Raw genomic sequence first — 14,010 nt, 5'->3', positions numbered from 1 at the left:
TGATACTCATTTTTTCTACCCGACGCGCTGGGGGCAGGGCGTCGGGTTTTTGAAAATCACTGCCAAATCAGGACTGCCGGGCGGGATCAGACGATCCCGCCGTGAGTGCGCAGCACCTTGGCGGCGAGGTCGAGCCGCCGCGTAACCCCGATCGCCTGCAGGAACGCTTCGTCATGACTGACGACGAGCAGCGCGCCGTCATAGGCCCTCAAGCCTGCTTCGACCGCTTCGATGGACTCGATGTCGAGGTGATTGGTCGGCTCATCCAGGATCAGCAGCGACGGCGGCGATGACCCGCCCAGCACGCAAGCGAGGCCCGCGCGAAACATTTGCCCGCCGCTGAGGCTTCCGGCTGCCTGCAAGGCGGCATCGGCGCGAAACATGAACCGCGCCAACGCGGCATGGCACTCATTCGCACCCGCCTTCGGATTGAGACGCCGAAAATTGTCCAGGATGGAGATCGAGGGATCGAGCAGGCTGACCTTCTGGTCGAACAGCGCGAAATCCGGCCTGACGCGCACAATGCCAGAAAGCGGCCGCAGCTCGCCGGCGATGAGCTTCAGCAGCGTCGTCTTGCCGGAGCCATTGGGCCCGACCAGCGCGACGCGCTCCGGACCGACGACGGCGAATGAGAGATCGCGCAAGACCGGCTGCTCCGGCCGATAGCCGGCGCTGACGCGGTCGAGCCAAAACAACTCCCTGCCCGCCGGCAGGCCCGTCGCGGGCAGCCTGACGGAGAGCGGCTGAAGAATTTCGATGCACCGGCGCGCCTCGTCGACGGCTTGAAGCGCTTCCGCGCGCTGCCGCTCGGCGATTTGCGCGGTCTTGCCGCCGGTATCCTCGCTCCGATCCTTGCGCGCCCCCGCCAGGATGCGCGGCATGTCGCCCTTGGCGCGCTTCTTCCTGCCGCCGCTGTCCTTGCGCGCTTTCTTCTCCGCGGCCTCCTGCGCCTTGCCGTCGATCTCGGATAGCCTCCTCTCGGCATGCGCGAGGTCGTGCCTGACGGCGGCGAGCTCGACGGCCTTCTGTTCGCGAAACCTGCTCCAATTGCCGCCGTATCGCGTGGCTCCGAACGACGTCAACTCGACAATCGCATCCATCGTGTCGAGCAGGCGCCGATCGTGGCTGACGATGATTGCACCGCCGCGCCAGGCTGCGAGGAGATCGATCACGGCCTTGCGGCCGTCCTGGTCAAGATTGTTGGTTGGCTCGTCCAGCAGCAGGAAGTCCGGCTCGGCAAAGACCAATGCGGCGAGGCGAACCCGCGTGATCTGGCCGCCGGACAGCCGCTCCAGCTCGGTGTCGGGAGCGAGATCGAACCCGAGACGTGCAAGCGCAGCCTGTAAGCGTACTTCGAGAGTCCAATCGACCTCGGCGAGGTCGTCGGCCGAGGCTTCTCCCCGCTCGGCCCGGCGAAGCAGCGCGAGCTGACCTCGCGCCTCAAACAGATCGGCCACCGTCGCACCCGCAAGGAGCTGGACATCCTGACGCAGCAAACCCACCGTTCCGTTGACGACGACGCGCCCCGCCTGGGGAAGATGCTCCCCGGAGATCGACGCGAGCAACGTCGTCTTCCCGACGCCATTGCGACCGACGAGGCCGGTCCGCTCGGCGCCGAACGTCAGATCGATGTTTGAGAGAAGAGGACGGCCGTCAGGCGTGGACAGCGACAGATTCGACAGGATGATTGAAGCAGGCATGGAATTCCCCGTGAGCAAGGCGGATGGGCTTTGCGGTCGGGGTAAAATCCATGGCTGCGAAGTTCCTGGCTGATGAACTCTCTAAGTAATTCCATCGAAGGCCGAGATCAAGGTGGCCGAGAGACGACAGCGCGGCCGGCGCCGACGTCCCTCCTCGGCCTGCCGCGATCAGCCCTTGAGCGCGGTAACCACCACCTCGATCAGCGCGCTGCCGCCGAGATCGGCGACGCCGACCGTGGCGCGGGTCGGCAGATTGTCACCGAAGAATTCAGTCCAGGCCGCGTCCATCTCCTTCTTCTTGGAGAGATCCGTGACGAAGATCGAGGCGCTGACGACGCGGCTCTTGTCGGTGCCGGCTTCCTTCAGATAGCCGGCGATCTTGCCGAGGATGTTGCGGGTCTGGTCGCCCATCGAGACCGAGGTGTCGTCGGCGATGGTGCCACCGAGGAAGACGAAGCCGTTGGCCTCGACGGCCCGGTGCATGATGGGCGTACGGATGCTGCGGGTGATGCTCATGATGTCCTCATTGTTAGAGCGTGGAAGGATGGAAGCGGTCGATGCCGAGATCACCGACGCGGGTCTGGGTGCCGCCATTGACGATCAGCTCCGCCATGACGGCGCCGGCGCCGGGGCCGAGCTGAAAGCCGTGCAACGAGAAGCCGAACTGGTGATAGAGCCCCTTGTGACGGCTGCTCGGTCCGAACACGGGAATATCGTCCTTCATCTTCGCTTCGATCCCGGCCCAGGCCCGGACGATGGTGGCGCTGCGCATCACCGGAAACAGCTCGAACACGGTGCGTGCGCTGGTCGCGAGGCTCTTCCAGTCCAGCACCGTCTCGTTGCGATCCTGATAGGGCGTTGCCAGATGGCCGCCGCCGATCAGCACGGTGCCGTTGGAGAATTGCTTGAAGGAGAGCTTACGCCCACGCAGGATCACGACGGGGTCGATGAAGTGCGGCACGCGCGAGGTGATCATCAGCATCGGCGCCACGGTCTCGACGGGAACGGGCTCGCCGAGCGCGGCCGCGATCTTGCCGGCCCAGGCGCCGGCAGCGTTGACCAGCACCGGCGCGGCAAAGGTTTCAGTGCCGACGTCGACATGCCAGAGCCCATCGCTGTACCGGATGTTGCTGGCGGCCACGCCTTCACGCACTGTGGCGCCGAGTCGCTCGGCCTTGCGCCGGAACGCCGTCGTCGTCTGCGCCGGATTGGCCGCGCCGTCACGGCGCGAAACCACGCCGCCGGGACAAGTCTCGGCAACCGCGGGCACCAGCCGGCGCAATTCAGTCGCGTCGATCAGCTCTTCGTGGGTGAAGCCGAGCGCATTGAGTTCGGCCACACGCGCGCGGCAGACCGCGAGCTCCTCCTCATTCTCGGCAACCAGCACCTGGCCGTGGCTCTCGAAACTGCAATCGTCGTCGAGGAGATCCTTGATCTTCTCCCAGATTCCCATCGAGCGGATCGAGAGCGGAATTTCGGGGATGTGCCGCGCGAGCTGGCGGACGCCGCCGGCATTGACGCCGGAGGCGTGGCGTCCGGCATAATCCTTCTCGATCAACACCGGTTGAAGGCCGGCGAGGCACAGATGCAACGCGGTAGAGCATCCGTGGATGCCGCCGCCGACGACGATCGCATCCACGCATCTCGTCATCCGCGCACCACCGCCTTGATATCGGCCTCGCTCTTCGGAACGGCCGCGAGCTCGGCGAGCGTGATCGGCTTCACCGGCGCGCGCAGCCGGTAATAGCCGGTCTCCTGCGGAGTCTTGCCGCGCGCCTGCGCCATCAGCTCGGTGACGGTGAGACCGCAGAGCCGGCCCTGGCATGGGCCCATGCCGGTGCGGCGATAGGCCTTGAGCTGGTTCGGACCGGTCGCGCCGATCGCAACGGAATCGAGAACGTCCTTTGCCGTGACCTCTTCGCAGCGACAGACGATGGTATCGCCGGAGGGTATCCGGAACTGCGGCGCTGGGCGGAACAGCGTGTCGAGGAAGACGCGGCCACGCTCGGCCTTGGCAAGATCGGCACGCAACGCTGCCATCGACGGAAGTTTTGCGGCGGCCGCGGGTGCCAACGCTTCGACTGCCGCGCGCGCCGCGATGCGGCCGCGCACCACGGCTGCATTGGCACCACCGATACCGGCGCCGTCGCCGGCGATCGCAATGCCGGCGACCGACGAATTGCCGCTCGCGTCGAGCACTGGCGACCAGCACAGTTGCAGATCGTCCCAGCGATGCTCGACGTCAGCGGACATTGCGAGGTTGACGTTGGGCACGACGCCCTGATGCAGCAGCAGCAGATCGGCGGGAATGGTTTCGCGCTTGCTGCCGGCGACATAGCTGACGCTGGCGAGCTGGCCGTCGCCGGCCGCCGAGAGCTCCGTGACGCCGGAGACGACCTGCACCCTAGCCTTCACCTCGCGCATCATCGCGAGGCCCTTGGTGAAATAGGGCGAGGTCAGGAACGCGAAGGCGTGCGGAAGCGCCGCGAAGTAATTGCCGCGCTCGGTGGTGTCGAGGATGCGATCGATGCGGCCGCCGAGGCGCAGGATCTGCGCGGCGAGCAGCCAGAGCAGCGGCCCCTGCCCTGCGATCACCGTACGACCATCCGGCACCAGCGCCGATGATTTCAGCATGGTCTGCGCCGCGCCCGCGGTCATCACGCCCGGCAGCGTCCAGCCGGGAATCGGAAACGGCCGCTCCAGTGCGCCGGTCGCAAGGATCACACGCTGCGCCTTGACGAAGGCGGACGCGCCGCCGACCGAGACGGCGATCTCGAGGTTGCGGTCGAGGCTCCAGACTGTGGCACGATGGATGACCTCGGCGCTGGTCGCACGCAGCGACTTCACGAGATCGGCACCGACCCAATAATCAGCGCCGAGCTGATTGCGATCGGTTACCGGCGTGGACGCGATGGCGCGGAACACCTGGCCGCCCGGGCCGATGTTCTCGTCGAGCAGCAACGTTGAGAGGCCGGCTTCGGCCGATGTCGCAGCGGCGGCAAGGCCCGCCGGTCCGGCGCCGATCACCACGACATCATAGGTTTCGCGCTTGGGAGCCACAGTCATTTTCCGATCTCCCGCTTGCCCTTCTGAATCTCGATCTGCATGCCCTCGGCGACAGGCACGAGGCAGCCTTGGCGGTTGCCGACGCCGTCGATGGTGACGAGGCAGTCGAAGCACACGCCCATCATGCAATAGGGCAGACGCGGCGCGCCGCTCACGGCGGTGGAACGCCGTGCGTCGCGGCCGGAGGCCAGTAGCGCGGCCGAGACGGTGTCACCCTGGCGCGCCGCGACGGCAACGCCGTCGACGAATATCTCGACCTGCGGTCGCTTGTCCTGTTCGGATCGTCTAAACATGGGGATGCCTTTAGGCTCCTTCAGAAATCTCTAATAGCCGCTGTTGTTCGCAGCGCCTGCCTCGCCGAACCGGTTGGCGGAGAACGCACCGACCAGCTCCGGCTCGAGCGCGCCTTGTGCGACCATGCGCGCGATCTCGAAGGCGTGGTTGGAGGCCAGCGTTACGCCGGAATGGCAGCAGGCGACAAAGGCGCCGGGATGCGTCTTCGACTGGTCGTAGATCGGAAAGCCGTCCTGCGGCATGACGCGGATGCCGGCCCAGCTCCTGACCACGTTGAGCCGCGACAGATGCGGGAACATGCGCTGGGCGCGATCGGTCATCACGGCGCTGATCGAATGTTTCAGCGCCCGATCATCGAGCTCGTCTTCCTTGCTGTCGCCGATCATCACCGTACCCTCGTCGGTCTGGCGGATGGTGGTCAGCGGATGCGGCAGGAATGGCATGGTGCGCTCGGTCACCACGATCTGGCCGCGGGTCGGGCCCATCGGCGCGTAGAGGCCGACCATCGGCGCGAGCATCTGATTGGCATTGCCGGCGGCAAGCACGATCTTGGCCGCGCGCAGCTCGCCCTTCGGCGTGGTCAGGCGAAACTCGCCGCCGCTCTTGCTGATCGCCGAGACCGGCCGCTCCGGAAGATAGTCGATGCCGAACGCCCTGAAGCCGGTGTGGAAGGCGCGGAAGGTGCGCAGCGAATTGACGTGGCCGTCGAGCGGGCAATAGCTGCCGCCTGAGACCTCCGGCCCGATCAGCGGCAGCGACTTCTTCACCTCGGATGCGGAGAGCATCTCCATCTTGTAGTCGGCAGCACCGGCCTGATTGTGCATGCGCTTGACCAGCTCGGTACGCTGGCCGAACTCCTCTTCACCAAGGGTGAGATGAAAACCGCCATTCTGCTGAAGCGAGACATCAAGGCCGGTCTGTTGCTTCAGCTCGGAAGCAAGCCGAGCCCACGCCTGCGACGCCTGCACGGTCCACACCGTATAGGCTGGCATGCCGAGTCCCTTGCTCTGGACCCAGACCAGCGCAAAGTTCGCACGCGAGGCGCGCTTGGTGATGTCGCCTTCGTCGAGCACGGCGACCTTCTTGCCGAGCCGGCCGAGGCCCCAGGCAATTGCGGAGCCGAGCAACCCGCCGCCGACGACGGCGACGTCATAGTCGTTGGACATCAGTTCTCCTATCGCCCCGTGTCGCCACCCTTGCCGGCGAGCACGCGGTCGAGCCCGTAGAAGCGGTCGAGCAGAATGAGGGCGGTCATGGTAATCGCGATCACGCAGGCCGAGACCGACGTCACCAGCGGATCGATGTTGTCCTGGATATAGAGGAACATGCGCACCGGCAGCGTCTCGGTGCCGGGTGCTGCAAGGAAGACGGTCATGGTGAGATCGTCGAAGGACTGGATGAAGGCGAGCGCCCAGCCGCTGATGACGCCGGGCAGGATCAACGGCAAGGTCACGCGGCGAAACAGCGTCCAGCCGCCGGCGCCGAGCGAGACCGCGGCTATCTCGACCGTGCGGTCCATGCCTGTCGCGGCCGCAAGCGTCAGCCGCAGCGCGAACGGAAACACGATGATGACATGCGCGATGATCAGCGCGGCAAAACTGCCGCCGAGGCCGGCCGAGGTGAAGAAGCGCAGGAAAGCGATGCCGAGCACGACATGCGGGATCATCAGCGGCGAGAGGAACAGCGCGGCCAGCGCATCGCGGCCGCGGAATCGATAGCGCGCGATCGCCAGTGCCGCCGGCACTGCGAACAGGAGCGCCACGAACGATGACAGCGCGCCGAGGCCAAGGCTGACCCAGAAGGCGTGGATGAATTCGGGATAGTTCGCGATCGTCCTGAGCCAGCGCAGCGAAAAGCCGTTGGTCGGCAGCGACAGGAAGCCCTCGGGCGTGAAAGCGACGAGACAGACCACCAGGATCGGCGCCACCATGACGATGACGAAGAAGGTATGGAAGATCAGCGCCAGCGGGCCGTTCCGTCTCATCGGAACACCTCCGCGTAGCGCCGCTCGATCAGCGCGTTGCTGCCGACGACGATCAGCACCAGCGCGACCAGTAGCAGCGTCGCGACCGCCGCGCCCAGCGGCCAGTTGAGCGTGTTGAGGAACTCGTCATAGGCGAGCGTCGCTGCGACCTTGAGCCGGCGGCCGCCGATGATCGCGGGCGTCGCAAACGCGCTGGCCGAGAGCGAAAACACGATGATCGCACCCGACAGCACACCCGGCATGATCTGCGGCATGATGATGCGGCGTATGATAGTCGCGGGGCCGGCGCCGAGCGACATCGCGGCATTCTCGATCTGCGGATCGAGCCGCTGCAGCGCCGCCCACACCGAGAGCACCATGAACGGCATCATCACATGCGCGAGCGCGATGACCATGCCGGTCTCGGTGAACATGAAGGGAATGGGCGAGCTAATCACCCCGAGCGACATCAAGAGCTTGTTGACGAGGCCGTTGTTGCCGCCGAACAGCAGCGCCCAGCCCAGAGTGCGCGCCACCACGGAGATCAGCAGCGGCCCGAGAATGACCAGCAGGAAAAAGCTCTTCCAGCGCCCGCTCATGCGGTTGAGGATGTAGGCTTCGGGTGCCCCGAGCAGCGCGGTGAGCAGCGTGGTCAGGATCGCGATGCGAAAGGTGCGCCAGAACATCTCGGCGTAATAGGGATCGGTCGCGATCTCGTGCCAGTTCTTGAGGATGAAGACCGGCTCGATGCCCTTGTACTGGCCCCAATCGTGGAACGACAGCATCACCGTCATCGCCAGCGGAATCAGCAGCACGCCGACGAACAGCATCAGGGCAGGCGCCGTCAGCGCCCATGGCGCACGCGCGCTGCGCTCCTCGGCGGCCGCGCTCATGCGCCGGCCCTCGCGCGGACGCTCATATCCTCGGGCCGCCAGGTCAGGCGAACCGTCTCGCCTTCGGCCGGCTGCGCCTTGCCGTCATTCTGGCGGATCACAATCGCCGGACCGCATTCGCTGTCGCATTGGAACAGCCAGTAATTGCCCTGGAAGATGCGCGTGACGATTTTTGCGCTGAGGCCGGCATCGCCGAAGCCGATTCTTTCAGGGCGAATGCTGACGGTGACGGCACCGCTGAGGCCCGCCGGGGCCGGCGCACTCCAGGAGCCCGCCGTCACCCGCGCTGACGTGGCGCTCCGATCGACCGCCGCGGCGAAATCGTTGGTCTTGCCCAGGAATTGCGAGACGAAGGCCGAGGCCGGCTTCTCGTAGGTCTCCTGCGGCGTCCCGATCTGCTCGATCTTGCCCTGGCTCATCACCACGATGCGGTCAGACAGCGACATCGCCTCGTTCTGGTCATGAGTGACGAGGATCGTGGTGGTGCCGATGGTGCGCTGAATCTGACGCAGCTCGATCTGCATCTCCTCGCGCAGCTTGGCGTCAAGGTTTGACAGCGGCTCGTCGAGCAGCAGCACGCTCGGCTTGATCACCAGTGCGCGGGCGAGTGCCACGCGCTGCTGCTGGCCGCCGGACATGCGGCGGGGATGGCGGTCCTCAAAGCCGGCAAGGCCGACCATCGCGAGCGCGGCACGAACGCGTTCGGCCCTTTCAGTGCGCGGCACGTTGCGCATCTCGAGACCGAACGCGACGTTCTCTGCCGCCGTCATGTGCGGAAACAGCGCGTAGCTCTGGAACACGATGCCAAGGCCACGCTTGGCCGGATGGATCGCGGTCAGATCCTTGTCCTCCAGGCGGATGGCGCCGCGGGTGGGATCGAGGAAACCCGCGATCATCTGCAGGGTCGTGGTCTTGCCGCAGCCGGAGGGGCCGAGGAAGGAGATGAACTCCCCCTTCCCCACGGCGAGACTGAAGTCGTCGACCACAGTCTGCGCCCCGAATTGCTTGGCGACCCGATCGAGCTCGAGATAGGCCATACGCTGTCTCCGCTGCGACGATCAGATCAACGCTCGACCTCGCGATTCCAGCGCTTGGTCCACTCCTCGCGCTTCTCGTTGATGACGGTCCAGTCCGGATTATAGAGCTTGGCCGCACGCTCGCCGATCGGCGCCATCTTGCCGAGCTCCGGCGGGATCACCAGCGACTTCAGCACCGGGCCGTAGCCGTAATCCTTCAGCATCACGAGCTGGATCTTGGGGTCGAGCAGCATCTTGACGAAGCTTGACGCCAGCGGCGAAGCGTTGGGCTTGGTGATCGGACACGCCGTCGTCAGCAGCGTCGCGGCTCCTTCCTTCGGGTAGATGAAGTCGACGGGGAAGCCGGTGTTGGCAAAGCTCTGCACGCGACCGGTGCCCCACACCGCGATCACGGCCTGGCCGGACTGGAACAGCTCGGTCATCTTGCCCGGCGACGGCTCGTAGGCGAGCACGTTCGGATTGATCTGTTCCTTGAAGATCTTGAAACCGGAATCGACATTGGTCTCGCCGCCGCCGTTCATCTTCGACAGCATCACCAGCGCTTCGAGACCGTAGGTGTTGTTGATCGGCGGGATCACCAGCTGCTTTGCGTATTTCGTGTCCTTCAGGTCATTCCACGAGGTCGGCGGCGCCCAGCCTTTCTCCTTGAACACCTTGGTATTGTACATCAGCCCGGTCGCGACGATGCCGATCGCGACGGCGCGATCGTCCTTGAAGCGCGCGGTGTCGTAGAGATCGGCCGGCAGTCCCTCGAGCTTGCCGCAGAAGCCAAGCTGGATCGCCTGGTACATCGGGCCGTCATCGACGATGGCGACGTCGATCTGCTGGTTGCCCTTCTGCGCCTGGAGTTTTGCCAGCGTGTCGGTGGAATTGCCGGCGACGTATTCGACCTTGACGCCGTTCTCCTTCTCGAAGGCCGGGATCACCTCGTCGCGGATCGTCTTCTCGAACGAGCCGCCATAGCCGGCGACGTAGAGCGTCTTTTGCTGGGCCGAAGCGACTGAGGTGGCGGCAATGAGCGCTGCGATGCTGACCGCGGTCAGAAGGCGAAAAGTCTTCATGTGGACCGATCTCCATACCGGAATGAGGTGACGTGCCGACGAGTCTCGCTGGCTGAAGCCCCTTCCGCATTTCCTTCCGCGCAATCCCGTCTCCAAGCAGGCTCCGGCGCCCATTCGGCGGGTTTTGGCGCGATCTGGAGGCTTGAACCCCTCCAATCTGCCGAAAAAGCGGGCTGTCTCCAGTCCTGATGAAAAAGATCGCAACCTATACTTCCATCGTCCAATGAATAATGGCAACCTCTGTATGCCTAAATGTTATGGATGGGTTTGGAATGGCGCGGATCAATTCGCGGCAGATAGAGGCCTTCCGCGCGATGATGTTGACCGGCAGCGTCACCGAGGCCGCGAAGCTGATGGTGGTGACGCAGCCCGCTGTCAGCCGGTTGCTGCGCGATCTCCAGGCGCTCTTGAAAATGGAGCTGTTCGAGCGGCGCGGCACCGGCCTCGTGCCGACTGCCGCGGCAATGGCGCTCTACACCGAGGTCGAACGGTCCTTCGTCGGTCTCGAACGCATCACGGCTGCGGCCGAAGAAATCCGTGGCCGCCGCACCGGCTCGCTGCGCATCGCCGCGCTGCCGGCGCTGGCGAACGGCTATCTGCCACGACTTGCCGGGCATTTCCTGATGGAACGGCCCAACCTCAACCTGGCCTTCTTCGGCGTGATCTCGCCGATCGTGGTCGACTGGGTCTTGAACAATCAATGCGACATCGGCTTTGCCGAGGTGCCGATTGCCCATTCCGGCCTGCCGAGCCTGCGGCTGCCGGCGCTGGCACGTGTCGCAGTAGTGCCGACCGGACATCGCCTCGCGGAGAAGGAAGTGCTGGAGCCACGCGATTTCGAGGGTGAGACGTTCATCTCGCTGTCGGCGGGATCGTCGAGCCGGCACCTCGTCGACCAGGTGTTTCACCGCAGCGACGTCCGCCGCGTGCTCAGGGTCGAGACAACGCTATCGGAGATCATGTGCGGGATGGTGTCATCAGGGCTCGGGGTCTCGATCTGCGATCCCTTCACCGCACAGGAGTTCGCGACGCGCGGCGTCGTCGTGCGGCGCTTCCTGCCGCGCATCGACTTCGAATTCTCAGCCGTCTTCCCGGCGCAGCGCAGTCCGTCGCCGGTGGCGCTGGATCTGGTGGAGACCATGCGCAAGGCACTGATGGAGTTCGAGGGCGACGCTGGCCTCAGCCGTTGAACGCGGCCTGCGCCTCCGGCAGATCCCAGATCTTGCCGATCGCGGCGCTGCCTGCTGCGGTGATCGTGGCCTCGTCCGCGCCGAGATAGCGGCCGGCATCGATCAGCATGCGGCCATCGACGATCACCTGATCGATATTGGCGCGGTTGGCGAGCGCGATCAGCGCGCGGCGGGGATCGAACAGCGGCTGGAGATGCGGATGGGTGAGATCGACCACGGTCAGATCGGCGGTCGCGCCCGGCTCGATCCGGCCGAGATCAGGCCGCCTGATGACGTCGGCGGCGACAGTCGTGTTCGCTTCAATCAGCTCGGGCGAATTGGCGACATCGGCGCGCTGCGACGTCGTCTTGGAGATCAGCGACGCCGCATTGAGCTCACCGAGCAGGTCCATGTTGTAACCGTCGGTGCCGACCACGGTGCGCACGCCATGCTCGGCGAACCGGCTGAAGGCCGCGGTGACGCCGGCGCGCGCGAACACGCGCGGGCAATTCAGAACGGTCATGCCGCGCGCGGCCATCAGCTTGAGATCGTCGTCGCTGCTGAACATGCAATGCGCCGCCATCAAATCGGGCGCGAGCAGGCCGAGCCAGTCCAGATATTGCGCCGGCGTGCGCCCGCCATAGCGCTTGCCGATGGTCTCGACTTCGGCGCGGCTCTGCGCCATATGCGTCGTGATGGGCACGCCGAGCTCGCGCGCCCGCACGGCGCAGGCCTTCAAGAGGTCGGGACCGCAAGTGTCAGTCGCATGCGGGCTCATGGCGAGGCCGATGCGGCCGTCGCCCCGATTGTTCCAGCGCTGGTAGAGCGAATCCCACGCCGCCATGTCGGCGGCGCCGTCATCGCCGGAATATTGCACTACGCCGTCGGCGCCGGCCTTGGCATCAGACGTCGAGAACAGATAGGGCGCCCCATAAAAGCGAATGCCCATCTCCTCGGCGGCGTCGAACATTTCAGGGATCGAATTGCGGAACGGCTCCATCACCGTGGTGGCGCCGCCCTTGAGAAGCTGGAGGATGCCGAGCCGCGCCACGGCGAGACGTTCTTCCGCCGACAAGATATCGGCGCCGCGCTTGGTCAGCGGCAGCAGCACCGTGTAGACGATGCTCTGGTTGTTCTTGCGGCCGTTGCCGTCCTCGGTGTGGCTGCGTGCCACCGCCTCGCTGAAGCAGTGATTGTGCAGGTTGAGGAGACCCGGCAGCACGAAGCGGCCGGGGCGGTCGTAGACTTCGTCCGCGCGCGGCCTGTCGCGCGTGACCGCGGCGATCCTCTTGCCTTCGACCAAGACCCAATGGTCGCGCAGCACATCCTGCGCGCCGTCTTTGCGTGACAGCACATAGCTGCCGAAGATTGCGATGGTGCTCATGCGGGGCGCACGTTCCAGAAGACGGCCGTGCCGTCGAGAATACCGGTGATGGCTTTGCGATAGGCGGTCGGCTGCTTGTACAGGCCGATCGGGATGTAGGGAATTTCCTCGAACGCGACCGCCTGGACCTGGCGGCAGATGCGCTGCTGCTCGGCGAGCTCGGAAGCGGCCAGCCACTGGCTGCGCAAGGCCCCCATCTTCTCGCTCGCATACCAGCCGGCGACCTTGCCTTCGCCGCGGATGTTGGTGTTGCCGGCCGGGTTGAGCCAGTCGATGCCCTGCCAGTTGCCGACCGCCGCGCTCCAGCCGCCCTGCCCGATCGGGTCCTTCTTGAGCTGGCGCTGCAACACGACGGCAAAATCGAGCCCGGCATATTCGACGTTCATGCCGGCCTTGCGCAAGCTATCGACCGCGATCTCGCCGAGCGGCTTCTGCGCCAGCGAATTGGTGGGCACGAGCACCACGATCTTCTCGCCATTGTAGCCGGCAGCTTTCAGGTCGGCCTTGACCTTGGCGTAGTCGCGCGGACCGCGGAACACGTCGAGCCCGACCTCGCTCGCCATCGGCGTGCCGGGCGCAAAGTAACCGATCGGCGAAACCTGAAAAGCGGGATCGACACCGGCGACCGCCGTCATGAACGCGGACTGATCGATCGCACCGAGCAGTGCGCGGCGGACGGCGGGATTGTCGAACGGCGGCTGCAGGTGATTGAGGCGCAGCATGCAGGCGTAACCTCTGGGATCGAGGATGCGCGTCTCGATGTCACCGGCGGCCTTGATCACCGGCAACAGATCGTGCGGCGTGGTCTCCTGCCAGTCCTGCTCGCCGGTCTGCAGCGCGGCAACGCCGGTGCCCGCATCGGGCGTGGTGGTCCAGACCACGCGGTCGTAGTGCACGATCTTCGGCCCCGCGGTCCAATCCGGCTTGCCGTCCGTGCGCGGCTGATAGCGCTCGAACTTGGCGTAGGCATTGCGCGCCCCCTGCACGCGCTCGTCGGCGAGGTAACGGAATGGCCCGCTGCCGATCACCTCGGTCAGCGGTTTGAACGGATCCTGGCTCGACAGCCGCTCCGGCATCATGAAGCAGGCATTGATCGCGGCCTTGCCGAGCGCCTGCGGCAGCAGCGGGAACGGACGCTTGAGACGAAAGCGGATGGTGCGGTCGTCGGCGGCGGACAGCTCGTCGGTCGCCTCCATCAGCTCGCCGCCAAAGCCGTCGCGCGCGGCCCAGCGGCGGATGCTGGCGACGCAGTCGCGCGCGAGCACGCGCTCGCCATCGTGCCAGAACAGGCCGTCGCGCAAGCTGAGGTCCCATTGCAGCCCATCACCGGAGATGACGTGGCCCGACAGCATCTGCGGCGAGACCTGGAGCGAGGCACTCATGCCATAGAGCGTGTCGTAGACCATGAAGCCGTGGTTCCGCGACACCTGCGCGGTCGAATAG

General features: G+C 65.5%; 13 protein-coding genes. 1 reads left to right on the top strand and 12 read right to left on the bottom strand.

From position 1 onward, the window contains the following. Positions 1-86 precede the first annotated feature (86 nt). From CV770_RS19990 to CV770_RS19945, 10 genes are all read right to left on the bottom strand, one after another. Positions 87-1,700: an ABC-F family ATP-binding cassette domain-containing protein gene (locus CV770_RS19990; protein WP_104463530.1), complete on the bottom strand. Its 1,614-nt coding sequence runs from the start codon at positions 1,698-1,700 to the stop codon at positions 87-89. A 168-nt stretch (positions 1,701-1,868) separates the two neighbouring features. Continuing rightward, positions 1,869-2,216 (bottom strand): RidA family protein, encoded by a 348-nt coding sequence (locus CV770_RS19985; protein WP_027545617.1) that lies wholly within the window; start codon positions 2,214-2,216, stop codon positions 1,869-1,871. 13 nt (positions 2,217-2,229) lie between these two features. Continuing rightward, entirely contained in the window at positions 2,230-3,351 is a 1,122-nt protein-coding gene (locus CV770_RS19980; RefSeq protein WP_104463529.1) for an NAD(P)/FAD-dependent oxidoreductase, read from the bottom strand. Further along, positions 3,348-4,766, bottom strand: a complete 1,419-nt coding sequence (locus CV770_RS19975; RefSeq protein WP_104463528.1) for an FAD/NAD(P)-dependent oxidoreductase — start codon at positions 4,764-4,766, stop codon at positions 3,348-3,350. Before CV770_RS19975 ends, CV770_RS19980 begins: the two co-directional genes overlap by 4 nt. After that, entirely contained in the window at positions 4,763-5,059 is a 297-nt protein-coding gene (locus CV770_RS19970; RefSeq protein ID WP_028140357.1) for a (2Fe-2S)-binding protein, read from the bottom strand. The genes CV770_RS19975 and CV770_RS19970 overlap by 4 nt, the downstream gene beginning before the upstream one ends. 30 nt (positions 5,060-5,089) lie before the next feature. Then, on the bottom strand, positions 5,090-6,226 hold the full coding sequence (locus CV770_RS19965) for an NAD(P)/FAD-dependent oxidoreductase (RefSeq protein ID WP_104463527.1): 1,137 nt from the start codon (positions 6,224-6,226) through the stop codon (positions 5,090-5,092). 8 nt (positions 6,227-6,234) lie between these two features. Beyond that, positions 6,235-7,044 carry an ABC transporter permease gene (locus CV770_RS19960; protein WP_104463526.1) on the bottom strand — a complete coding sequence of 270 codons (810 nt, stop codon included), beginning with the start codon at positions 7,042-7,044 and terminating at the stop codon, positions 6,235-6,237. After that, positions 7,041-7,916, bottom strand: a complete 876-nt coding sequence (locus CV770_RS19955; protein WP_104463525.1) for an ABC transporter permease — start codon at positions 7,914-7,916, stop codon at positions 7,041-7,043. The genes CV770_RS19960 and CV770_RS19955 overlap by 4 nt, the downstream gene beginning before the upstream one ends. Next, positions 7,913-8,953, bottom strand: coding sequence for an ABC transporter ATP-binding protein (locus CV770_RS19950; RefSeq protein WP_104463524.1), 1,041 nt, complete (start codon positions 8,951-8,953; stop codon positions 7,913-7,915). The genes CV770_RS19955 and CV770_RS19950 overlap by 4 nt, the downstream gene beginning before the upstream one ends. A gap of 26 nt (positions 8,954-8,979) precedes the next feature. Next, a complete protein-coding gene (locus CV770_RS19945) occupies positions 8,980-10,014 on the bottom strand; it encodes an ABC transporter substrate-binding protein (protein ID WP_104463523.1) in 1,035 nt (344 codons plus the stop codon). Between the two features lie 272 nt (positions 10,015-10,286). Here CV770_RS19945 and CV770_RS19940 point away from each other — a divergent pair, with 272 nt between their 5' ends. Continuing rightward, on the top strand, positions 10,287-11,204 hold the full coding sequence (locus CV770_RS19940; protein WP_104463522.1) for a LysR substrate-binding domain-containing protein: 918 nt from the start codon (positions 10,287-10,289) through the stop codon (positions 11,202-11,204). On the opposite strand, the gene CV770_RS19935 is transcribed toward CV770_RS19940, so the two are convergent. Together CV770_RS19935 and CV770_RS19930 are read right to left on the bottom strand one after the other, a co-directional pair. After that, positions 11,194-12,567 (bottom strand): amidohydrolase family protein, encoded by a 1,374-nt coding sequence (locus CV770_RS19935; RefSeq protein WP_104463521.1) that lies wholly within the window; start codon positions 12,565-12,567, stop codon positions 11,194-11,196. The genes CV770_RS19940 and CV770_RS19935 overlap by 11 nt on opposite strands. Further along, a partial coding sequence (locus CV770_RS19930; protein WP_104463520.1) for an ABC transporter substrate-binding protein occupies positions 12,564-14,010 on the bottom strand: 1,447 nt, incomplete at its 5' end. The genes CV770_RS19930 and CV770_RS19935, both read right to left, overlap by 4 nt.

It is taken from the genome of Bradyrhizobium sp. AC87j1 (genome assembly GCF_002936975.1).
Classification (GTDB): Bacteria; Pseudomonadota; Alphaproteobacteria; order Rhizobiales; family Xanthobacteraceae; genus Bradyrhizobium; species Bradyrhizobium shewense.
Note: the sequence above shows the minus strand (reverse complement) of the source record. Positions and strands in the feature narration are given on the sequence as shown.